23 protein-coding genes and 1 riboswitch are annotated in these 24,160 nt (G+C 31.5%); of the genes, 4 read left to right on the forward strand and 19 right to left on the reverse strand.

The genetic code is table 11. The annotated features are described in order from the left end of the window. Positions 1-50: 50 nt before the first annotated feature. The 4 genes from ACESR5_RS05635 to ACESR5_RS05650 all read right to left on the reverse strand — a co-directional run bounded on the left by ACESR5_RS05635 (position 51) and on the right by ACESR5_RS05650 (position 2,836). On the reverse strand, positions 51-254 hold the full coding sequence (locus tag ACESR5_RS05635) for a cold-shock protein (RefSeq protein ID WP_289527291.1): 204 nt from the start codon (positions 252-254) through the stop codon (positions 51-53). Between the two features lie 137 nt (positions 255-391). Beyond that, positions 392-1,009, reverse strand: a complete 618-nt coding sequence (locus tag ACESR5_RS05640) for a flavodoxin family protein (RefSeq protein WP_373154635.1) — start codon at positions 1,007-1,009, stop codon at positions 392-394. 91 nt (positions 1,010-1,100) lie between these two features. After that, positions 1,101-1,742 carry a ComF family protein gene (locus tag ACESR5_RS05645; RefSeq protein WP_373154636.1) on the reverse strand — a complete coding sequence of 214 codons (642 nt, stop codon included), beginning with the start codon at positions 1,740-1,742 and terminating at the stop codon, positions 1,101-1,103. Then, positions 1,700-2,836: a helicase-related protein gene (locus ACESR5_RS05650; protein ID WP_373154638.1), complete on the reverse strand. Its 1,137-nt coding sequence runs from the start codon at positions 2,834-2,836 to the stop codon at positions 1,700-1,702. The genes ACESR5_RS05645 and ACESR5_RS05650 overlap by 43 nt, the downstream gene beginning before the upstream one ends. 124 nt (positions 2,837-2,960) lie before the next feature. On the opposite strand from ACESR5_RS05650, the gene asnB reads away from it, so the two are divergent. After that, a complete protein-coding gene (gene asnB, locus ACESR5_RS05655) occupies positions 2,961-4,757 on the forward strand; it encodes an asparagine synthase (glutamine-hydrolyzing) (protein WP_373154639.1) in 1,797 nt (598 codons plus the stop codon). Here the strand turns inward: asnB and ACESR5_RS05660 are convergent. The 14 genes from ACESR5_RS05660 to ACESR5_RS05725 form a co-directional block, all read right to left on the reverse strand. Then, on the reverse strand, positions 4,754-6,625 hold the full coding sequence (locus tag ACESR5_RS05660) for a glycerophosphodiester phosphodiesterase family protein (protein ID WP_373154641.1): 1,872 nt from the start codon (positions 6,623-6,625) through the stop codon (positions 4,754-4,756). The genes asnB and ACESR5_RS05660 overlap by 4 nt on opposite strands. A 23-nt stretch (positions 6,626-6,648) precedes the next feature. After that, positions 6,649-7,059: a hypothetical protein gene (locus ACESR5_RS05665; protein WP_373154643.1), complete on the reverse strand. Its 411-nt coding sequence runs from the start codon at positions 7,057-7,059 to the stop codon at positions 6,649-6,651. A 555-nt stretch (positions 7,060-7,614) separates the two neighbouring features. Beyond that, the gene (locus ACESR5_RS05670; RefSeq protein ID WP_373154645.1) at positions 7,615-9,075 is read right to left on the reverse strand and encodes an RNA-binding domain-containing protein; all 1,461 of its coding nucleotides are present in this window, start codon (positions 9,073-9,075) and stop codon (positions 7,615-7,617) included. Between the two features lie 442 nt (positions 9,076-9,517). Further along, positions 9,518-10,162, reverse strand: coding sequence for a V-type ATP synthase subunit D (locus ACESR5_RS05675; RefSeq protein WP_087244122.1), 645 nt, complete (start codon positions 10,160-10,162; stop codon positions 9,518-9,520). After that, positions 10,155-11,603 (reverse strand): V-type ATP synthase subunit B, encoded by a 1,449-nt coding sequence (locus tag ACESR5_RS05680; protein WP_087244121.1) that lies wholly within the window; start codon positions 11,601-11,603, stop codon positions 10,155-10,157. The genes ACESR5_RS05675 and ACESR5_RS05680 overlap by 8 nt, the downstream gene beginning before the upstream one ends. Before the next feature lie 14 nt (positions 11,604-11,617). Then, positions 11,618-13,369 carry a V-type ATP synthase subunit A gene (locus tag ACESR5_RS05685; RefSeq protein ID WP_168080784.1) on the reverse strand — a complete coding sequence of 584 codons (1,752 nt, stop codon included), beginning with the start codon at positions 13,367-13,369 and terminating at the stop codon, positions 11,618-11,620. Positions 13,370-13,386: 17 nt separating this feature from the next. Next, complete coding sequence (locus ACESR5_RS05690) at positions 13,387-13,983, reverse strand: V-type ATP synthase subunit E (protein WP_087244119.1); 597 nt, start codon at positions 13,981-13,983, stop codon at positions 13,387-13,389. A 12-nt stretch (positions 13,984-13,995) separates the two neighbouring features. Continuing rightward, positions 13,996-14,304: a V-type ATP synthase subunit F gene (locus ACESR5_RS05695; RefSeq protein ID WP_087244118.1), complete on the reverse strand. Its 309-nt coding sequence runs from the start codon at positions 14,302-14,304 to the stop codon at positions 13,996-13,998. Between the two features lie 24 nt (positions 14,305-14,328). Next, on the reverse strand, positions 14,329-14,757 hold the full coding sequence (locus ACESR5_RS05700; RefSeq protein WP_129738121.1) for an ATP synthase subunit C: 429 nt from the start codon (positions 14,755-14,757) through the stop codon (positions 14,329-14,331). Between the two features lie 27 nt (positions 14,758-14,784). Beyond that, the gene (locus ACESR5_RS05705) at positions 14,785-16,710 is read right to left on the reverse strand and encodes a V-type ATP synthase subunit I (RefSeq protein ID WP_373154648.1); all 1,926 of its coding nucleotides are present in this window, start codon (positions 16,708-16,710) and stop codon (positions 14,785-14,787) included. A gap of 15 nt (positions 16,711-16,725) precedes the next feature. Next, positions 16,726-18,252 (reverse strand): hypothetical protein, encoded by a 1,527-nt coding sequence (locus ACESR5_RS05710; RefSeq protein ID WP_373154650.1) that lies wholly within the window; start codon positions 18,250-18,252, stop codon positions 16,726-16,728. A gap of 11 nt (positions 18,253-18,263) precedes the next feature. Further along, on the reverse strand, positions 18,264-19,301 hold the full coding sequence (locus ACESR5_RS05715; RefSeq protein WP_373154652.1) for a V-type ATPase subunit: 1,038 nt from the start codon (positions 19,299-19,301) through the stop codon (positions 18,264-18,266). A gap of 15 nt (positions 19,302-19,316) precedes the next feature. Further along, positions 19,317-19,628 (reverse strand): hypothetical protein, encoded by a 312-nt coding sequence (locus ACESR5_RS05720; RefSeq protein ID WP_087244114.1) that lies wholly within the window; start codon positions 19,626-19,628, stop codon positions 19,317-19,319. Between the two features lie 564 nt (positions 19,629-20,192). Next, on the reverse strand, positions 20,193-20,960 hold the full coding sequence (locus ACESR5_RS05725; protein WP_087305230.1) for a formate/nitrite transporter family protein: 768 nt from the start codon (positions 20,958-20,960) through the stop codon (positions 20,193-20,195). Between the two features lie 227 nt (positions 20,961-21,187). Here ACESR5_RS05725 and ACESR5_RS05730 point away from each other — a divergent pair, with 227 nt between their 5' ends. The 3 genes from ACESR5_RS05730 (at position 21,188) to ACESR5_RS05740 (ending at position 23,476) form a co-directional block, all read left to right on the forward strand. Continuing rightward, entirely contained in the window at positions 21,188-22,006 is an 819-nt protein-coding gene (locus tag ACESR5_RS05730; protein ID WP_373154654.1) for a phosphate ABC transporter substrate-binding protein, read from the forward strand. 126 nt (positions 22,007-22,132) lie between these two features. Continuing rightward, a riboswitch (PreQ1 riboswitch) is annotated at positions 22,133-22,179 on the forward strand. 62 nt (positions 22,180-22,241) lie between these two features. After that, positions 22,242-22,841 (forward strand): ECF transporter S component, encoded by a 600-nt coding sequence (locus tag ACESR5_RS05735; protein ID WP_087244111.1) that lies wholly within the window; start codon positions 22,242-22,244, stop codon positions 22,839-22,841. After that, complete coding sequence (locus ACESR5_RS05740; RefSeq protein ID WP_087244110.1) at positions 22,787-23,476, forward strand: radical SAM protein; 690 nt, start codon at positions 22,787-22,789, stop codon at positions 23,474-23,476. The genes ACESR5_RS05735 and ACESR5_RS05740 overlap by 55 nt, the downstream gene beginning before the upstream one ends. Positions 23,477-23,544: 68 nt before the next feature. Here ACESR5_RS05740 and ACESR5_RS05745 read toward each other — a convergent pair whose 3' ends face one another. Beyond that, positions 23,545-23,949: a hypothetical protein gene (locus tag ACESR5_RS05745; RefSeq protein WP_373154655.1), complete on the reverse strand. Its 405-nt coding sequence runs from the start codon at positions 23,947-23,949 to the stop codon at positions 23,545-23,547. Positions 23,950-24,160: the final 211 nt, after the last annotated feature.

A 24,160-nucleotide genomic window follows, 5' to 3' on the forward strand; every position in this document is an offset into this window, starting at 1 on the left:
ATTCATGAACAAAACAAAAAGAGATATGCTTTCTACATATCTCAATTTCATCAAATTTTCACAACATGTCTGGCTTGCAAACCACGTTCTGTTGAATAAAGCTCAAACTCTACCAGTTCACCTTCATTTAAAGATTTATATCCATCTTGTATAATTTGACTATAATGAACAAAAACATCTTTTCCTTCACCACGATCAATGAACCCAAATCCTTTTTCAGCGTTAAACCATTTTACTTTACCTTGCATATTCACAACTCCTTTACTTCATGGTTGTGTCTATTATAAATGATTGATTTTAAAAAAGAACGCAAATCCTGTCGATGAATTTTATTTTTCTTTCTATCAAAGTTTATCTTTTTTATAGTCATTTCCCTGGAAATTATATTTTTTTAGCGAATAAAGTTTGTATGAACTGATTCTTCTTTTTCTGGCAATCCTAGCTGCTTTTTACCTAACTGAATGCTTTTGATAAGAAAAGCCATATTCTTACCTAAAGTACGCATCGTTTGTAATCCTTCCAAATCCTGTTGGATTTCTTCAGGTGTATTGCCGTGCACCATATTCCAATATTGACTAGAAACAATTGGCATTTGAGAAATTGTAAAGTATTTATTCAATTCATCAAAAGTAGCTGTTGTTCCAGCACGTCTGGCACTGACAACGGCCGCTCCAACTTTCATTGTTTTATCTGCCAAAGTACTATAGAATAAACGATCTAGAAAAGAAATCAGAGTTCCATTGGCACTGGCATAATACACAGGACTGCCAATGACAATGCCATCACTTTCAGCAAATTTCTTTGAAACTACGTTAACCTCATCATCAAAAACACATTGTCCATTTGTTTTGCATTGACGACAACCAATACAACCACGAATATCTTTTTGACCAACTTGAATAATTTCTGTTTCAATACCTTCCTGTTCTAATGTTTTTGCAACTTCATTTAATGCCGTATAAGTACAACCTCTTGGACGAGGACTACCATTAATTAAAAGAACTTTCATTGTTTTCATCTCCTATTCTGACTCTATTATAATACTTTTTCCTCATATAGAAAATGATGAAAATGTACACTTCTTTATAAGAAATGTACATTTATATTGTTTGAAAGCTTTTTGTTGATAAGACTAATAATTCGATGCATTGAGGATGGCCTGTCTTAATGAGAGATAGACAAGCTGTTAATGTTGATGATGATGTGACCACATCATCAAAAATTAAAACTTTTTTCCCTTGAAGTTCTTCTGGATGATGAATACCTATTTTATGAACAACATTTTTTCTCTCTTCAAATGATAAGCCACTTTGTTTATATGCTTCTTTTTTATACAATCCTGTAAACACATGTTGTGAAAATGTATGGGCTATGGTTTCCATTGGAGCAAAACCACGTTTTTCATTTTCGACTGATGAACTCGGGGCTACTGCTATCAAATATTCATCATATTGTGTTTTGAACTTGGATAAATACGTACAAAGAAACGCATCTTTGAGGGCATAATCATAGAGTCCTTTATACTGATAGAGAAGTGTTCTAAAAAATTCATTGTATTCATAAAGAATCCTTAAAGGATAGTGATGAAAAGTTGTCTGGATATCAAGAACATAAAATTGTGATAAGCAGTTTTGACAAAGCGATAATGGGCAAAGAAGATGAGCTAAAGATATTTGTTTCAGGAGTGGCGCATGACAAATCAGACACTCATCTGATTGAGATTTTTGATTGTATGAATGCATTGTCTAATAGAGGAGGTATGTTCATTTGATAATATGTAAACATGACCTTGAGGATGAGAAATTTTACGCCCCACGCGTCCTGCTATTTGAATCAGTGTTCTTCGATCAAATAAATCATGTTCACCATGATAAACAATAACCTGTACATCTTCTATTGTGATTCCACGTTCTAATAATGTTGTAGAAACAATCACATCAATATCGCCATTTTTTAAAGCCATCAGATTATCTTGATTATGTTTGTGTATAGATGATACACCACGAACTCTTAAATGTGTATAAGACTGTAATTGACTTGCCAGTTTATCCACATCTTGAACGAGTGGCACAAAAACAATGACTTTCTTTTTCCATTTCTTAAGCAAAAATGAAATCAATAACACTTGTAAACAATGAGGACAAATGATCAGTTGAGGTACTGGAAGATCATAGCCATGGTATCTTCTATTCATAATTAGTAATTCTTCACCATCAATATCCTCTTTCACAAATGTAGCACTTAACTTAACATAATTTCCTATACAACAACGCATAAAAATTTGTTGTAAGACAGGATTGCCATAAAATGGAAAGGCATCCACTTCATCAGCTATCATCAAATGAAATCCACTTTTTTCAAAACGATAAAGCTGGTGCATAGTACATACTATCAATTGTGCATTGATATTTTCAATATGTCCACCATAAACCAGACCAATATCTATTTGATGAAAAGCTTCTTTTATTCTTTGATAAAGCTCTTTAACCAATTCTTTACGTGGAATACAGAAACATACACGATCACCACTTTGTAAGGCATATTGTATTAATTCAAAAACAATTTCGGTCTTGCCAGATCCACAAACTGCCAAGACTAAGGAATGATAATGATTTTGATAATTGTAAACCAATTGTCTAGATATATCCTGTTGGGATTTTGACAATTCAAAATCAAGAGAATATCTTACTTTTTGTGGAGGAAAACGTGTATGATCTTGAGTATATGGCTCATCTACCCAAACACGATGAAAAGCTATACATTGTCGGCAATAATATTTACCATGAAGCTTATATAAACGTTTGACATTTTGATTATGGCATCTTGGACATTCCACTTTTCATCACCCACCTGTATCATAGCATAGATCTATCATTAAAAATCTCAAGTTTGTCTTCTTTTTTTCTCTGATTTGTTTCATATTTTTTAAATCCATTCATACATTGTATGGGGTGAAATCTATGTGTGGTATTATAACAATCTGTAATTATTCAAAACATTTATTTGATTATGATGAGAAAATCATGACAATGACAAAGTTACTGCAAAAACGTGGTCCTGATCATATCGGCTATATGATGACACCACATTGTTTAATGGGACATACACGTTTAGCAATCATTGATTTAAAGAATGGCAATCAGCCTATTCTCTATACCCATCATGAAAAAACATATCGTATGACTTATAATGGTGAAATCTATAATATGACTCAAATCAAGAATCATCTGATTGAATTAGGTTATACGTTTCATACAATGAGTGACAGTGAAGTTGTTTTAGCTGCATATATTGAATATCAGGAACACTGTCTGGACTTATTTGAAGGTATTTTTGCATTCGTCATTGATGATGGACAAAAGCTTTTTGCGGCCAGAGATCCACTAGGTGTCAAACCACTTTACTATACCTTACAAAAAGATACACTTGTCATTGCCAGTGAAATCAAAAGTCTTTTAAGCTATATTGGAAAAGCAGTTGTGGATGAAAATGGTGTGAAAGAATTATTAGGATTGGGACCAAGCTTAACACCAGGATTAACACTTTATAAAGATATATACGCTTTAAGACCTGGCTACTACTTATATTTCCAAAAAACACTGCATATTCAATGTTATTGGAAGCTTCATGATGAATCACATGATGAAAATTTAACTGAAACTATCCAACACGTTCGTCATCTTGTCATTCAAAGCATCCAACATCAATTATTAAGTGATGTTCCATTATCAACCATGTTATCTGGTGGACTGGATTCTAGTATTATTACAGCCATTACTTCGCAATATGTACGTCCACTTTCGACTTACAGCGTGACTTATGAAGACCAGGATAAATATTTCCATGCCTATGATTATCAGACAACAATGGATGATAGTTATATTCAACAGATGGTATCACGTTATGCAACACATCATCATTCTATTGTTTTAAAACAAACTGATTTAATAGAGGCTTTAAGGGAAGCACTCATTGCCAGAGATATGCCAGGTATGGCGGATATTGACGCAAGCTTTTTACTGTTTTCTAAAGCTATTTCAAAAGAACATAAAGTCACATTATCAGGTGAATGTGCTGATGAAATCTTTGGAGGATATCCATGGTTTTATAAAGAAGAACTCTACAACCAGCCTTATTTCCCTTGGATGCGTGATTTAGATCAGAGATTAAGTATGTTTAATGAAAAGGTTCAAAAATTAAATCTTAAAGACTATATTATTCAACGTTATCAGGAATCTTTACAGGAAATTCATACTAACAATCGTAAAAAACAGCTTATCTATCTCAATACACAATGGTTTATGCAAACACTTTTAACACGTGCTGACAGTCAAACCATGCGTGCTTCATTAGAAGTCCGTGTTCCATTTGCTTCAACTCAAATTTTACAGTATCTCTATAATATGCCTGAAGCCTATATGTTTGATCAAGGTGAAGAAAAAGGTATTCTTCGTCAGGCATTTGCTGATTTTTTACCAGATGATATTGTGCATCGAAAGAAAAACCCATATCCTAAAACTTATTCTCCACTATATGAAAAACTAATTGAAGACAAATTAAAAGAATCCCTTAAGGATCCTTCTAATCTCTTATTTCAATTCTTTGATATTCCAAAACTGGAAAACTTCATTCAATCACATGGCCAAAGCTTCACTGCACCATGGTTTGGTCAACTCATGATGGGTCCACAACTTATGGCTTATTTCTATCAAATTTATTTATGGGGAAAAATTTATCATATTCAACTTGAATTTTAAGCAGGGAATCCTGCTTTTTCAATATCTTCATAATAATAAGAATATGGATGTTCTTTGAGATATTCATCAATTGCTTTTCGACCTTTATCAGGATAATTGGTAATCAGTCCACTTACTCCCATATCTAAATACTGTTTCATTTTCTTACCATTATCTACCGTCCATATATAAATAGGAATCATTTGAGATGTTGCCTTTTGGATTAGAGACGTACTCGCACGATTCTCTTCAATCGCTAAAAAATCTATATCCATATCCCAAATACTATTATCTATATCACCAATACTTCCATAAATACAATAACCAACCCACCACTTTGGATACAAATGCTGTAAATAAGCAACACTTTGATAATGCAGTGACATAAAGATAGCTTGTGATTCAAAATGATATTTTTGTATAATCTTGACAACTTCATCTACCATTTTTCGATAGTTGTCATTGGTTGGCTTGAATTCAATCAGTAATTTGACATCTAATTGTTGTTCCTGCATTTTTTGAATCAGATGTTCTAAAGTGATAGGACTAGCCGTTAATCCCTGGTCATGTAAAGATAGATTTTCAAATTCCTGAGCCGATAATTTTGAAACGGGTGAAGAGGAGTCAGATAATCGAGACATCGTTGTATCATGATAAACAACAGGAATTTGATCTTGTGAAAGCTGAATATCAATTTCCGCAAAATCACTGCCACACTGATTGGCATTTTCAACAGCTTCAAAAGTATTTTCTATGACATATCCTGAACCTCTATGCCCAATCACATAAGGCTTATGTAATCTTGAATCTTGATGCAAATAAACGAAGCTTCCAACAATCACACAGACAATACAAATCAAACGAATCGTTTTTTTATAAGTCTGAATCCATTGAATTTGAAAAACACGCTGTTTTATTTTTTCAATCAATGATGTGAAATGATTTTGAATATTAGCTAATGTCTGTTGTAAACGGGTTGTATCCATATGAACATCCTGAATTGTCATAAAATGCGTTTCATATTGACAAAATAGAGATGCCAGAAATCTTAAAAAGAATATCATTGCAATCACGGATAATAAAAAGACAATTATATATTGAATCACACTATAACGAAATGAAGCAAAATGAACAAAATATTTAATAAAATAAATATTAAAATCCCGATTATGTAACAATGGATAAGGCAAAAGACTCATCATTATATTTTCTATGACTACCCATACAACAATCCATAATAAAATCTGTATTTTTTGATGAAAAGTTATTTGTTTAATCATCTGATAGCTTTTCTTAACCGCTGTAATTAATGAATCATGTTCAATAACCAAATAAAATGGTACAAAAATCATAACTATGAACAGTCCATAATAAAGCATATATATAAAAAAGATCAGTATTTGTCCTAGCCCTGTTAACTGTAATTCTTTAAAGATAAAAGGAGGTATATTCCATCTAGGAATATAGTTATTCAAATACCCAACATGAACTAATGGTAATAATAAAATAAGGTATAAACCACTCAGTATAAACGTTGGTTTATGTATATTTTTTAAATCTTGAAAGCTTTTTAAAACAATATCTTTTAAATGATAAGATTGCTTTCGATATTCTAATATAACAATTTGTATCACAACATAAAGATTATAATAAACAAGAAGCATTATTGCTAATAATAGTACCAGTAAAATGATGATTCCAGGAATAGATAAAAAAACATCAATCATATTTTGATTAAAAGCAATACTGACTGAAACTTGACTCAAATATTCTTTTAAAATAAATCTTAATAAAGGACTAAAGAAAAAGAGAATCATGAGTTTATAGATGATTGAAAACTGTAAAACATTTTTTATTAAAGCATCATATTTTTTATCTTTAAGCACCATAACTCCCCCTCTCTTTTTCTTTATCATACATAATCTTGTGACTTTGTCAAATCCATTTTTTGAAAATAATATCTATAAATCAAAAGGGTTGCTATCATACTCATCACAGCAATATAAAATTCTGGATTACACCAGTCAAAGCTTAATGCTAAATTAAAAGAACCAGAAATGGTGAGGATATGCCATGTTAAAAACTCATAAATCTCCATCATCATAATACCTGTTAAACCAACATAGATCAGCATATAACTCATTTCACCATAATGAGTCCATATACCAATCAATGTTAAAATCATACATGCCACTGCAATAGGATTATTTAATAAAATGAGTCCAGAAATATCCTGAACACCTCGCTGTCCACCAAACCAATCCATCAGCATTGTTGATAAACTTATGATAAAGATCACTGTCATTAATAATTTTCTTTTCATATTAACCACCCATTATCAGTATAATGTTTCACTTCTAAAATTTTCTTAAAAAATTCTTAATATTTCTTAAAAATAAAAAAACAAGATCATTCAAGACCTTGTTCTTTCTTTTATTTTCTTTGTTAAATCTTTACAAAAAACTTTCCTTCAAAGCTGTTCATTTAATTTTTTTATCTCTCTTCTCAAAAGACTTTCACCTTAAACAAATACCCATTTTTCATTGAGAAGATAATTATTGGAATCGAACTAACTCCACAACTGTACCAATGTATTATCTCGTCAGCTCATGGAAAATACGTTCTCCTAGAAACCAAATATTTTTTAATCATTAGTTATGGTTGGAAACTTATGGAAACTAAAGCAATTCACTTTAATATGAAATTTTGTTGTAAAATCAAGGATTTCTAATATGTATTATCACTTATCAAGTTAAATCGGAAACTTATGGAAACTAAAATGAGTTATTTCAACAAAAAATTATGATATAAATTCAAGGTTTTCCAATATATATTAATGTTTTTAAAGTAAAACTGGAAACTTACAGAAACTAAAAATTTATGCCCAATAAGGTTTATAACGTCTCATTTTCATCGAAGCTGTTTCATCATATATTTTAATGTAACCAGCATCAATTGTACTCTTAATAATCTTGGAAATCATAGCTTTCTTGTTGGAACTCACACCAAATCTTTCTCTTAATACAGCATTAGAAACATCTATTTCATTAATATAACAATAACAAGTATACAAATAACATGTTCTGATTCTATCATCTTTTTTCCAATCACTTATATTATTAAACCAGAATAACTTAATACGAGTAAAATCCTCAGATGTTTCAACCTTTGGTGCAGGTATCTTTAGCTCATTCATTCCTTCTTCCATACGATCAAATCCACTTCCTCGTTCTTCACAGATTCTTACTATTCTAAGAAAAGAAGCCATATTTTCATTTCTAGAATGCGGAGCAGTATCAATAATACGATCAATATCTACCATTAAATTTCCAGGATTCGAAGCTTCTACTCTGGTATCAAAAACTTCTAAAATAGGACCACTACCATGCACAGCCAAATCTTGATGAATAATCATATTTCCGATCATTTCTCTAATTGCTTTTCTAGGAAACATAATCTTTTCTTCTCTACGACCGCCCTCTATAATTTCTTCTTGAGGAATTAATGTCATTACATAATCAGTAACATCATCAAACTGTATAGCATATCCCTTAGTAAATACCTGTTCTCTTAAAGCCTGTGTCCTACTACTTCCTTTATATTGAATGACACGTATAGCTTTACGTTTTAAACGAGAAAAATCATTAATGTTTTTAGCAAATAATAGTGCCCCCATGTTTGTGATAGCATAATGACCATTATCCATTTCAACAATAAATTGTTCATCTATCATATTATGAATAATACCATCTCGATGACTTGGCAAAGGTAATTCCATAAGAGTGTAATATGCAGCACAATCTAAAAGTTCAGTAACTTTAGAAGCAGAAATATTTTCTATAGCTAACATAAGTTCAAAAGGTTTTTGTTCAAAAGATAGCCATAATTTACGTTCTTTTTCTGGAAAATCTTTAAGTTTCTTCTTATATGATCCCACTCTAATATATTCTTCATCTTTAAAACTCGTAGGTTGACTATGTGCATGTGGAATTTCTAATATCACAATGTTTTTATCATTCATAGAAACTTCAACAAAATGGAAATCAACTCTTGGTTTTAACAATCTCAATAACCAATTTTCTAATTCCTCATTACCAATCTTAAATTGTTTAGGCTTAAATTGAGTACCAACAATGTCATGTGTTCTATCTTCAATCCCCCAAATGATATACGCTTTATCCTTATCACATATTGATGCAGAATTACTTAACGCTGAAATATATTCACCTATAATTTTGGGATCATTGTTATCCACTTTGAACTCAAGCCATTCTCTTTCATTAGGTAAGTTTCTTAACCTTTTAACTAAACTTATATAATACTCTTGTTGTGCATCCATCTAATCACTCACTTTCTTAATTAGTATACGTTATAATTATTGAAAACATATCGTCAAATAAATCAAAATTATCAAATAATTGTACAATATCAATAATCCTTTCTTCTTTAATAAATCATTATTTTACTCCTTGAATAAACATTATTCATTATTAATTTTATCTATACAAATATTATTTCATTCAATAAAAAAATTATATCATAGATTATATATGTATTCATTGATTTTTCTTTAATAAAGTTAAAAATTGAGATTACTTCATATCATGTAAAGATAATCTTAAGGTATTATTATTTTTTCATTTAATCTCAAACATTTCTTCTTATTTTTTTAGTTTCAAACAATACTCATATACAAAAATTTTTTAACATTATGACTACACTAACCCTTTTTTAATCCACAAATAATTAATAAGTTTTATTATATAGATAAAAAAACAAGATCATTCAAGACCTTGTTCTTTCTTTAATCTTTCTTGTTTATTTTTTTGTGTTTTGATGACTTTTTGACGAGAGAATTCTTCTCTATCTTTTTCATCTAAAGATTCACTAATGAATTTCACTGTTCTTTCAAATTCAGGAATAGAAATGTTTTGCAAGGCATTAGCACGTTTTTGTGTTTTACGAATAGCATTGGCTAAACGATAAACAGCATTTTCTATTTCTGCTAATTTCACAGTTAATTCTTTAACATGATAGAAACATCTATATGCATAATCCACTTTAGAGTTTGCTCTTTCAAAACCATATCCTAGACGAAGAGGTGTTTTTTCATAACTCACTTTTGGAATTTCGACTCCCATAACGCTTCGATAAGTCACACTCAATCCTTCATCAATAGGAACAGCTTCTACAATATCACTGATAATACCAAGTGACATGTTCGCTTCCTGAAGAGCATAATAAGCTTTTTGATAAGAATCTGTAATATCATCTCTGATCAATTTGACATCATCTAATAAATTCATCATTTCCTTGATGAGAACATTTCTTTTTTTATCCATCAAGTCATAACCCAAATATGCGAGTTCTAATGACTTTTTGGTAGCAATCAAATTCCCTTTTGTTGGAAAGACCTGATTAGCCATTATCTACTGCCTGCTGTAACTCTTTAATCATTGTATCTTCTTGCAGATCAAATTGAGCTACTGCCTTTTCATGATCATAGAATTGTTCTAACACCGCATTATCAATACGATCTAATTCATTCTTAGGAAGAACAGATAGTAAAGTCCATCCTAAATCTAATGTTTCTTCAATAGATCTGTTTGTATTGAAACCTTGGTTAAGGAAATGCTGTTCAAATAAACGTCCAAATTCCATATATTTTCTATCAACAGGTGTTAATTCATCTTCACCAATAACTGATGTTAATGATTTAACATCCTGAACATGTGCATAAGCTGCAAATAACTGGTTAGATACATCTGAATGATCAGCTCTTGTATATCCTTCACCGATACCATCTTTCATCAAACGTGAAAGTGATGGAAGCACACTGACAGGTGGATAAATACCCATTGAATTCAATTCAGAATCAAGTGTAATCTGACCTTCAGTGATATATCCAGTTAAGTCAGGTACTGGGTGAGTAATGTCATTGTTAGGCATTGTTAAAATTGGAATTTGTGTCACTGATCCTTTTGCTGATTTAGAAATACCAGCTCTTTCATATAATGAAGCTAAGTCAGAATATAAGTATCCTGGATATCCTTTACGTCCAGGAATTTCTCCCTTACTTGAAGAGAATTCACGTAAAGCTTCACAATAAGAAGTGACATCAGTATAAATAACCAAAACATGCATATCATGTTCATAAGCTAAATATTCAGCTGCTGTTAAAGCACAACGTGGTGTTAATGTACGTTCAATGATTGGGTCATTAGACAAGTTCAAGAACATAACAACTCTTTGCATAACCCCAGCTTCTTCAAAAGAACGTCTGAAGTATTCAGCAACGTCATTTGTAACACCCATTGCCGCAAAGACAACTGCAAATCCACTACCATCATCATCTTTAACTTTGGCCTGTTTAACGATTTGTACAGCTAATTGATTGTGTGGTAAACCTGAACCTGAGAAGATTGGTAATTTCTGTCCACGAATCAAAGTTGTTAAACAGTCAATAGATGAAATACCAGTGTTAATATAGTTTCTTGGATAAACACGAGCAACGGGATTTAATGGTTGACCGTTAATATCCATAGATTTTTCAGCATAGATTTCTCCAAGACCATCAATTGGTTTTCCTGCTCCAGAGAACACACGTCCTAAGATTTCCTTAGATACAGGAAGTTCCATTGGATGACCTAATAATCTTGTTTTTGTATTGGCAAGAGATAAAGAGTTTGTCCCTTCAAAAACCTGTACAACAACTCTTTCTCCTTCAATTTGAACGATACGTCCTAAACGAGTTGAACCATCTTTTAATTGTAATTCGACCATTTCGTCATATGAAGCATCTTTAACATGATCTAATACGACTAATGAACCATTAATTTCGTTCAACCCTACATATTGTAGACTCATCACATTTTCCTCCTTTAGTCAATAGATGCAACTGCTTCATCAATTTCTTTATAATAATCATCAAATAAAGCTAAATTATTGTTAGGAACATCATATTTCATTTTGACAACTCTATCAAAAATACCTGTTTCCAAAATCAAACGAATTGGTTTTCCAGCACTAACAACTTCTTTACCACGTTTATATAAGTATAAGATGACTTCCATCATCTTTAATTGTTTTTCTAATGGTACATAAGTATCATCTGGATGGAATGCATTTTGTTGTAAGTAACCAACACGTACTAATTTAGCAACTTCAATCACTAATTTCTGATCATCTGGTAAAACATCAGAACCCATTAATTTGACAATTTCCATTAATTTTGTTTCTTCAGCTAAAATACTTGATAATTCCTGACGATCTCTTAAGAATTTTGGATCAACATTTTTATTGAACCATCTTTCAAGATCAGGAATATATTCACTATAACTTTGATTCCAGTTAATCGCAAAATAGTGACGTGCATAAGCTAAAGCTTTATCCAATGCCCAGAAAGTACGTACGAAACGTTTTGTATTTTGAGTGACTGGTTCAGAGAAGTCAGAACCTTGTGGTGATACGGCACCAATGATTGTGACTGAACCTTTTGTTCCATTTAAGTTATTCATATATCCAGCACGTTCATAGAATTGTGATAAACGTGATGGCAAGTATGCTGGGAATCCTTCTTCAGCAGGCATTTCTTCCAAACGTCCAGAAATTTCACGTAACGCTTCTGCCCAACGAGAAGTTGAATCTGCCATGATGGCAACATGATATCCCATATCACGATAATATTCAGCAAGTGTGACCCCTGTATAAATAGAAGCTTCACGAGCCGCAACTGGCATGTTAGAAGTATTAGCAATCAATACTGTTCTGTCTGTTAAAGGTTTGTTAGATTTAGGGTCAATTAATTCTCTAAATTCTTCAAGAACCTGAGTCATTTCGTTACCACGTTCTCCACAACCTACATAAACGATAATATCGGCATCACACCATTTGGCTAATTGGTGCTGAGTCATTGTTTTTCCAGTACCGAATCCTCCTGGAATAGCAGCTGTTCCACCTTTAGCAATTGGGAACAATGTATCAATAACACGTTGTCCTGTCACTAATGGCATTGAAATTGGTAAACGTTTTGTAACCGGTCTTGCCTGTTTGATTGGCCATTTTTGTGTTAATGTACATTCCACAATTTCACCATCTGCCGTTTCAATCTTCATGACAACATCATCAATTTTGTATTGTCCAGATGGAGCCACTTCAATAACTTTTCCTTTTGTATATGGTGATACCATACATTTATGAGTGATTAAGTCAGTTTCAGGAATTGTAGCATAAATATCTCCACCTTTGACTTCATCACCGACTTTTGCAACCATTGTGACATCCCATAATTTATTTTTATCCAATGGGTCAACATGGCTACCAGTTGGAATGAAAGCACCAGATTCTTTTGCAATTTCTTCTAGTGGTCTTTCAATACCATCAAAAATATTTCTTAAGATACCAGGACCTAAAGTAACAGAAATAGGTTGTCCAGTTCCATACACAGGTTCTCCTGGTTTTAATCCTGTTGTTGTTTCATAAACCTGAATTGTTGTTAATTCTTTTTTGATAGAGATAACTTCTCCAATCAATCTCGCATTACCAACATAAACCATTTCTAACATAGAAAAGGCATTTGTATCTTTGACTGTAACAACGGGACCATTGATTGAATAAATTACATTTTCATTCACACTCATACCTCCCGTTTCTATCTAATAATTAATCCAGAATTTTTATTAAACCAATCTTTTTGATTATTTAAAGCAAAATCTAAAGTTTCATCAACAACTAAAGAAGATGCTTTATTTTCAAGAATAAATCCACCAATTTGAATATCATCACTTGCTTGAACTTCAATATCAGTTCCAAAAGCTTTCACAAACGCATCTTTGTTTTTGAAATCATCATGAGATACATACATGATAGACTTAGAATCTTTAAAATTTTCAGCAACACGTTGAATTTTTGCTTCTACAAAAGGTAAATATTCATCACTTTTAACAAAAGCTTTTAATTCATCACGTGCCTGATCAAAGATGTTTTTCACATATTCATCTCTTTTTTCAATTAATTTCTTTGTTCTTTCAATATGACTTTCAGAAATTTCTGCAGAAGCGTTAGAACTCATTTCTTCTTCTTCCTGTTTCAATTTTAAATCAGCATCTCTTTTGGCTTCTGCTTTCATAGATTCATAAGCTTCATCTTCAAGAGCTTTCACTTCATTTAAAATTGCCTGTTCTTCGCTTTTTGCCTGTCTTTCAATTTCATCTTTCATATAGAGAAATACTTGATCAATATTTTGCATAATCTATCTCTCCTATAATTTCACTCCAATAGCTTCAGATACATAACCGTCGATTGTTTCACCAATCTTAGAATTTCCATGACGGTCAGGTATTTCTGTAATGAGTGGTTTTTGTTGTTTTAATTTAATCTCTGATATAATATCTGGACACATATCAACTAATTTTGTAGTCACTAAGATAATGGCAATGGATGAATCTCTCATCTTTGACTGTAAAACTTCAAGAAAATCTTTTCTTGTATGCACAACCACACCTTCAATACCTACAAGTCTTAGTCCCATTAATGTATCAATATTATCGCTGATTAAGAAAAATTTCATATAATCAGACCTTTCTTACAAATATTAAGCTAAGTTATTGATGATTAAGATTGAAATTAATAACCCGTAGATGGCAACCCCTTCACCTAAAGCAACGAAAATCAATGCTTTACCGAAGTTATTGTCATTTTCAGAGAAAGCTCCGATTGCAGCAGGAGCAGCAGCAGCAACGGCAATACCTGCACCTAATGCAGAACATCCAGTTGCTAATGCAGCAGCTAGAAATCCCATACCTTGAGCAACTGTACCAACAATAGAAGCACCTTCAGCGGCAAATGCTGAACCCATTGATAAACATAAAGTTAAAGCAACAGCTCCAAAGAATCCTCCAATATGAGTCATTAAACGCCATTTTGCACTTTCTTTGCTTACTTTAGAAGTAAACATTCTCACTAATGGTAAAGATAATAAAACAACAGCAATAGCAGGTAAAATAAACATAACTAAATTCATAATTTTTTTCCTCCAAATATTTCTTTTTTATTTTTCTTTAATTGATTGAAAAGGTTTTCCCTTTCCTTCATAGTAACGAGAGAACATTTCATAGAACTCTAAACGTAAAACCTGAATACCAACAATCATACCTTCCAAACACATAACGAAAATATTTCCAATGATGGCGACTAAGATATATCCAAAGTTAATGATACCTGGTCCCCCAGCAACCATTTTAGCTAATGTGTAAACAACCATCATCATTCCAGCATGTGATAAAACGAATCCTCCAACACGTAAGAATGACATTGTATTGGCAATGAATGTCAGCATAACTTCAAATAATTCAAAGAAGGCTTCTGTAAAGAATGCTCCAAAACCATGTGGGAACATCTTTTCCCCTTCAAGTTTATGACATAATGGTTCTTTTAGGAAAATCATCACCACTGGCATTGCGATTAATAATGCAATATAGACTGGTCCACCGAGTGGTAAATTCATTCCTACAAGCATATTGGCAACTAATAATAAGACTGAAACATAAAACACTAGTCCAGCTACACCATTTTGAGAGAATAACATTTCTCCCCAGTTTTTCTTCTTAAGATTTAAGAAGATATTAAATGCGATAGAAATAATAATCAAAATAACCCCTGTCGCAATGGCTGCCATTAAAAGTGGCATTGTATTTTCTGACTCCATTGGCAAGAACATTGGTTCCATAAAATGTTCAAATAATTCTTCACTACCAAAAACAGAACCAAAGACAAATCCAAAGATTGTACTTGAAATACCTAAACGCACTCCTACAGCTCCTAGCTGCATACCTTTCCATTTATAGAAGAAGTATCCAACCAGCGATAAAACAATCCCTTGTCCAACATCACCGAACATCATACCAAATAAGAAAGTATATGTAATCGCAACTAAATTGGTTGGATCAAAGTCGGTATATGATGGAACACCATACATTTCAACAAACATTCTAAATGGTCTTGAAAACCAGTTATTTTTAAGTTTTGTTGGTGGTGTCAAACGTGAATCACTCATTGGTGAACTGATTTCTACTTTGACATCATCTAACTTTTCAAATTCTTCTTTGATATTCTTTGCATCTTTTTCTTCAGCAAAACCATAAACGGCAGCATTTTTACCAAAGACAACGACATATTTTTGAGCATCATATGTTTCATTTAATTTCTTAGAAATAGAATAAATATGATTCATTTCTTCCATATTTTCACTAAACAGTTTTTCAATTCTTTGATCAAGCACTTGAATATATTGTTTAGCTGTGTCGTCTTCTTCTTTTAAAACTTCTAATGCTTCGCTAGGTTTACCATGTACGAATTCAGGAATATGAATACGTTCAAAATACAATGAAGAGAAAATGTTATCAATTTCAGGAGCATTATCAGCTGTTGAAATATAACTACAATAAGTTTCTTTTGTTCCTTTATGAAGAACTTTAAATAAGAATTTCTGTTCTCCATAGTATTTTAATTTATCTAAATTCATTGTTGGTAAACGACCAAAACGAATTTGTAAATATTTACAAGAGAATAATCTATCAAAATCAATATTTGCATCAATCATATGCTCTAATTGAGAGATTGTTGCTTCATTCTCTTGAATCATTGCGAGTAAATCTTCTTTGACTTTTTCAATCTGTGCAGCTTTTTCTAATACATTACAGAAAAATGTATCAGCTTGAATAATATTCATACGAACATTATCAACATCAGCACATTTTAATTGAAGATGATATTTATCCCTTGCTTCTTCCATTCTTGCGATTAAATCAGCATATGGATTTTCACGATTTAAAACCGATAACCCTTGTACTGAATCAGCAAATTTTGAAGCTGGCTCGGGATGAAAATTATCAAGATTAATGAGCTTTAATAACACGGCATCATACTGCTGTGCTGGAAATTCAATTTCCAAAAGCTTTAATTTTGCTATTGCCATATATTTCTCCCTTCCTTATTCTGCTTTTTTCTTTAAAATTGACTTTGCCAAAACAAACACAAGGCAAGCAACAATCACAATAGCAAATGGCATGATTGGTAAATTAATATGTGCTTCATACACACAACCAAAATACACAAGAAGTGCATAAACAATAATCAAACCACAAATTCCCTTCATGGAAAGGACTTTCTCCATTGTTGAATCTTGTAGATACATTTTCTTAAATGCACCAATTGTAAAAGTTCCAACAATCAAAAGAATAATTCCATCAACAAGTTTATAAACTGTTGACAATGGTAATGCTATGGCTGGATAAAGACTGATTGTATAGAAAACATCTCCATAAATAAGTCCTCCAAGCAATGCTGCTACACCAAGTGAAAGAAATAAATTTCCCATTTTTTTCTTTCTCATAAGAAGTCCAAGCAACGCAAGTATAGCTCCAACTCCTAAGTCCCCCAAAAAGATAATAAAGACTGCATAATAAAGTACTGCAATAGCGATTGTTGTATCAATCTTATCTGATTGCTTCACTTTACTTAGCATTTCAAATGGTCTGACAATTTTCGCATTGTGTACAACTGTTGGAGCCATAACTTGCTGATGATCTAAAATATCAGCTGGTAGTTCCTGATACTCCATACCGTTGATATGTTTTAACATATCTTTGAATTCCTCAATCATACGTTTTGGAATAAATCCATAAATTGCACACTTACTTTGGAAATCCACAACAAAGATTTTAAATGATTCTATTCTTTGTAAGAATAATCCTGTTGAATAAAGTTTCAACAAATCAACTTTGTGTGTTTCTCTTAAAATTGTCATCTTTTGATCCATGCGTAAGATATATTCCGTCATCGCATGAACTTCTTCTTCTAATTCCTTTTTTGCATCATTGACTTTCCCATGTACAAATGAAGGAATCACTATTTCTTCAAATCCTAACGCTTTAAATATATTGTCTACTTCCAGCAATAAGCTATTTGTAACAATATAACAACAATATACATACTGACGATCTTCACCTAATTTATTAAATATAAATGGTCGACCTTCATAATATTTAATTTTATCAAGATTTTGTCTATGAAAACGTCCAAATCTGGCTTTTACATATTGACAATTCAATAAATGATCAAGATCTACATCACTCAATGTTAATCTTGTTAAGATTTCTAATGTTTTTTCATTTTCATCTTTTTCAGTAATCAATTGATCTTGAACATCTTTGATATTTTTGATTTGAGCTTCTAAATCACTTAAATATTGATCTGTCTGATCAAGATTTAATGTTTTATCAGGAGCCAAATCTTTATTCAAATCCAACTTCATATCAGATGCAACCTGAATCAAACGATCCAATAATTTTGTATAGGCATTATCTTCCTGTAATGCATGTACCCCTTTAACATTATTGACAATCTTTGAAGCAGGTTGAGGATAAAAGTACTTGGAATCTTTGAGTGTAAATAAGACCTGATCCAAATCATGACGATCAAAAGTCATATTTAACAATATCATTTCTTCTATAGCCATATCTTGTCCCCCTAATAGATGAGCATCGCTTCAATCTGACTCGGTGCCTCTCCATATCTTAAACCTTCAATAATATGTTTAAGATTATCAATTTCTACTTGATATACAATTTTATATGTCATATAAACCAATGCACTGTCTGTTGAAAATCTCATGAAACGTCTGGCTAAATTATATCTGATCTTTTCTGTATAATATTCAATATATACAAATTCATGATCATCTACATATAATTTATATGGTGACTCAGCTAGTTTTCTTAAAAACTCACTGGCATCCTTTGTTTCAATCAGTTCATACATAACACTTTTTGGAATACGGCTATATTCCATAAATAATGTTTCTCTAATTTGATCTGGCGATGCATTGAAATATTTCTTTAGACGATATATCTTTGTAATATTCTGTAATTCTATAGATGTATTGATCATTGTTAATAAATCTTTACGTTTTTTTCCTTTATACAGCTTATTAACGACATCAACATACTGCGCATAATAAATATGCTTTAATTCTAACTCTAACATATTAGAATCAAATCTTTCATCATCTTTAGGCTTATATTTGAGTAATGCATCATAATACTTTGTTCCTTTTAATAGAAATAACAAACTATCATAATCATTAATAGCCAATAAACCATATAGATCAAAGCTTGCATATTTATTCAAATATTCTGGAATTTCAATTTCATAACCTGTGTAATAATCAGATACAATCAATCTTGCTTTTGTTAAAATCAATTGAATCTCTAATTCCATAACACCTAAGCGATAAAATTCTAATTCCTTTTTTGAAGCAAATCTCATCAAACGATCAAGTCTTAAAAAGATTTCTTTATTTAATAAAGCTTCTAACTGACCACGATGAATATTCACTTCTTTTAAATCAGCTAATATACCACTATAAGCTGTTTCACTTTTTAAATAAGCAACTAAATCATTAATGCTTCTTCTTTTTAAAAGCTCTTCATAATTTTGTTCAGTTAATCTATGTGAATACATAGAACGAGCTTTGGCAAGAATAGCATTTGATGAAAAAGAACTCATACGCTCACCTCTTCTCTATATTTCTTTACAACGATTAACAATGGTAGAAACCCACTCATCTTTATTCTTTTCGTAAAGACTAGAGAGCTGATTTAGTGATTCTTTGTACTCTTGTTCATTTTTGACTCTTGTTTCTTGAATCTTTGCTTCTAATTCTTTTTTATGAGCATCAATTTTCACTTGATATTCTTTGACAAAAGAATCATAGATTTCTTTTTTCTTAGCATTCATATTGGCTTGAACATCTTGTTTTTTCTTCTTAGCTTCTTCAACCCTTTTTGAACACTCTAAATCTACTGAAACAATATCATCAATAATTTTGTCCAAAATAATCCCTCCTCACTTTAATCATTTATTCTCACATAGTTTACTCCTATTTTTTTAACATTTCAAGCAAAACAGTACTTTGTAAAAAAGAATAAAAAACAGTTATATCTTATCAATTTTTCTTATTATGATAAAAAAGTTGTTCAAGTATATTTTTTACTCATTTCATCAACATTTTTTAACTTTCCTATCATATATGATATTTTCATTAAGCCTTAGAATAATGAACATGTTGTCGATTCCATTGTTAATTTTCTTTCACAATCACCTGTGTTTCTAGGCCTTGTATTCCATAAAGCTCACGGGTATCTCTTTTGATACATTGTGTCTAATATTCAAAAACAACAATAGCCATAGCATCTTTGATATGATGAACGTTTACTTGCTTTGTTACTCATTCAATAGATAAATATGATTTTTGAATTCTATCAATCAAAAAATTCTGATAGATACTTCCATCCCTTCATAAACATTTGCAATAGAAATTAAACAACATTTCAATTCACTTTTAATCATAAAAAAACTGTAACATGTCTCAAAGTCCTGTTACAGTTTTTATTGTGTTTATTTTGTTTGAGGTGTTCTAAACATAATATAAATAGGTACAGCCAATAAAACACTACCACCTATAATATTTCCAAGTGTTGATATGAGCATATGTAGTGGCAGCATTGACCAGTCAATTGTTGAACCTAGCTGTGTGATTCCCATTGTAAAAATACCACCATTTGCAATACAGTGTTCAAATCCTGGTAAAACAAATGTCATAACCAAAATCATAATCACAATTAATCTCGCTGTTTCATCTTTAATCTTAACTCCTGAATATGCTGCAACACAAACAATGAAGTTACACAAAATTCCTTTGATTAATAAATCAATGACATCAAAATTTAACTTAGATTCCATAATTCCCTTTAAATAAGGTTGCATAATCGCTTCTTGAGCACCACTTTTAATAAATAAGAAACAAATCAAAGATATACCAATCATATTTCCTATATAACAGACAACCCACATTGGCATAATCTCTCTTAATTTCATGTCTCCTCTTAATACAGGCATGATTGTTACAAAACAATTTCCAGTAAATAATTCAGCCCCCAGATAAACAATAGCTACTAAACCAATTCCAAAAGATGCAGCCACTGCAATCTTTCCAACAACACTATGGTCACTTAACATAGCTCCTAATGTATAAGATAAAATAGCAGCCAATCCCAAATATGCCCCTGCCATAAATGCTCTTACAAAGAAACGTTTTGGATCTGTTTTCATTAAATTGATTTTAATATTTGCTAATTTACAAAGTGTTTCAATATCACCAATCATAGTCCCTCTCCTTTAAACCAAAAACATTATATAGGATACGACAAAAAAAGGCAAAACTTTTTCCATGTTTTTCTAAAAAGTTCTTTCTTTGACTTCAATGTAAATGTTTTTTTAAGTTTGTGTTAAAACTTTACATAAACTTAACATAATATATATGTAATATTAACGATAGTTTACAAGAAATTTGTTAAAGTATGAGTGATTAAAAATAAAGGATGGAATCAATAATGAAAAAGTTTGGAATATTAGTTATAGTCTTTATGGTTTGTTTAGCATTTCTTGGATTTTCAGCCAATGCTGATATAGAAACACAAAAAATCAGTTTAAATGGTTCAACATCTATGGAGAAAATGATCAATGCTATTAAAGAAGGCATTGAAGAAAATTATCCAGAATTATCACTTGAACCACAGTTCACTGGTTCAAGTGCTGGGATTGAAGCTGTTCTCAATGGAACTGCTGATATTGGTAATTCTTCTCGTTATCTCAAAGATGCTGAAAAAGAAAAAGGTTTAACAGAAAATATTGTAGCCATTGATGCGATTGTGATTGTGACAGATACACAAAATAAAGTCGATAACTTAACAACTCAACAGTTAATAGATATTTATAAAGGAAAAATTCGCAATTGGAAAGAAGTTGGAGGAGAAAATCTTCCTATTGTTGTGATTGGTCGTGAGTCTGGTTCTGGGACACGTAGCGCTTTTGAAGAAATATTGAATATTGAAGAACAATGTCAATATGCCAATGAAGTCAATGAAACTGGTCCAATCATTGCAAAAGTCCAATCTATTCCTGGGGCTATTGGTTATGTATCATTAGATGTTATTGATGAAACAGTAAAACCTCTATCTATTGATGGTGTTCAAGCCAGTGAAGAAACAATTCAAAATGGACAATATTCTTTACAAAGACCATTTGTGATGGCAACTAGAGGAGCTATCAGTCAGCAAAATGAAAATATTCAACATCTTTTCCAATTCATTCAAAGTGAAGACGGACAAAAAATCATACGTGCTGTTGGTCTTGTTCCTGTCGTTGAATAAAGAATCAATAAGAGAGTCTTATTTTCAATATTGAAGATAAAACTCTCTTTTTTTATTTTGTCATTAATAAAAGAGGTAGTTATGATATTGACACTTATATTTATCTTTTATATACTAAATATCGTTCATACACTGGTTCGAGAGCCAAACCCAGTATAAAAAACTAAGGAAAAGAGATGGCTCACCATCTCTTTTCTGGCTTCTAACTGTTTTTTAGAAGAAAGGAAAATGAAATATGAAAAAGAAAACAAAAATGCAAATGGTTATTGTCATGGGGATTGTTTTCAATGTTATGGGAGCATTCATTGCTATGACACTCTCTATTCCATTTTATATGGATTCTATTGGAACCATATTGGTGGCCGGACTTTTAGGCCCTAAATATGCCATGTTAACGGGTGTATTAGGAAGTATAACGAGTGGAATCACTTTTGATATGTATTCCTTCTATTATGCTCCTGTGCAACTGTTCACAGGCTTCTTTGCTGGATTACTCTATCATGGCAAATGGCTCAAAGGATGGCGTACACCTATTGGTTCATTATTAGTTGGTATTCCAACATCATTATTGAGTGCCTGCATTACAGCTGGTTTATTTAACGGAATCACTTCTGGTGCCAGCAGCACTTTTGTTGTTGTCTTTCATCACTTAGGATTACCATTAGTATTCAGTATCTTGCTTGTTCAAGTTTTTACTGATTACTTGGATAAATTCTTTGCTGTATGTCTAACAAAGGCGATTATTGAAAGAGGACATCTTTATGAGAAATGGGGGATAGCATGGAAAGATACAGCCGCATTGAAAACAAGCACAAAAGAGAAATCGTTCTTTTAAAAGCCAGACCATGTGCCTGGTCAAAATGCACATTTTGTGATTATATTGAAGATAATTCTACATGTACAGAAGAAATGATCAAAATCAATCAGGACGTTTTAAGTCATGTCACTGGTGAATATGGTGTTTTAGAAATCATTGACTCTGCCAGTATTTTTGAATTACCTCAAGCAACACTATCACTGATTAAACAAATTATTCATGATAAAAATATTCACACACTCTTTGTAGAAAGTCACTGGATTTATCATCAACGTATTCAGGAAATCAGAGATTTCTTTGGTATTGATATGATTGTAAAAATTGGTGTTGAATCTTTTGATGATGATTTTAGAAATCGTGTTCTCAATAAGAATGCGACTTTTTCAAGCATTGAGGAATTAAAAAAATATTTTGATTCACCTTGCCTGATGGTTGGTATTCAAGGACAAACAAAAGAAATGATTCAAAAAGATATGGATATTTTAACTCATCATTTCGATTATGGAACAATCAGTATTTATCGTAATAATTCAACACCTATCAAAAGAGATGAATCTTTAATTCAATGGTTTATGCAAAACTATGCCTATTTACAAGATGATCCACGCTATGACTTTTTATGTGATCCTACCGATTTTGGTGTAGGAGACTAATACAATTGAAATATACAAAAAAATGTACGACACACACATCGTACATTTTTTTATACCCATCACAATATTTATCTATATCCGTTTCCAAATAATACCCATTCACCTTGAGAGTTTTGAACACATTCATATTGATATCCTGACACAGATGCATTTTTCCCAAATTCAGGTGGTGCCTGAAAAAAGCCTGTATGAAAATCTAAATAAACAACTATAGCATCCTGATACCCATCATGAATCAGATTCTTTTCAAATGTCTGACTTTCCATTCCATCATAATAGACATCTGTTACTGTTATACCATCTTGATCCATATTGGCAAGTGCCTTATCCATAACCAATCGAATATCTTCTCTTTTATGGATTGTATTATGACGAATTTCTCTATTAACTTCAACTGGCTGATTACAAAATATAACAATGAGTGCTATCACAACAACTATCATGAATATAATGCCTTTTGTTTTCTTTTTCATATTGATGAGCTCCTTACTTATCTTTGAAAATATAATAGACTTTTATTATATATATTATATAAAAAAGATATGAAAAACCTGTGAATATACAATTCCAATATTTTGGTTCTAAAAAAGGGATGCACATGCATCCCTCAGGCTGTTGACAAAGTGGTAGAATTTTTTATTAAATCTACCACTTCTTTTTATTTTTTATGCAAATTGATAAATT

It is taken from the genome of Clostridium sp. AUH-JLR23 (genome assembly GCF_964238065.1).
GTDB lineage: Bacteria > Bacillota_I > Bacilli_A > Erysipelotrichales > Coprobacillaceae > Allocoprobacillus > Allocoprobacillus merdigallinarum.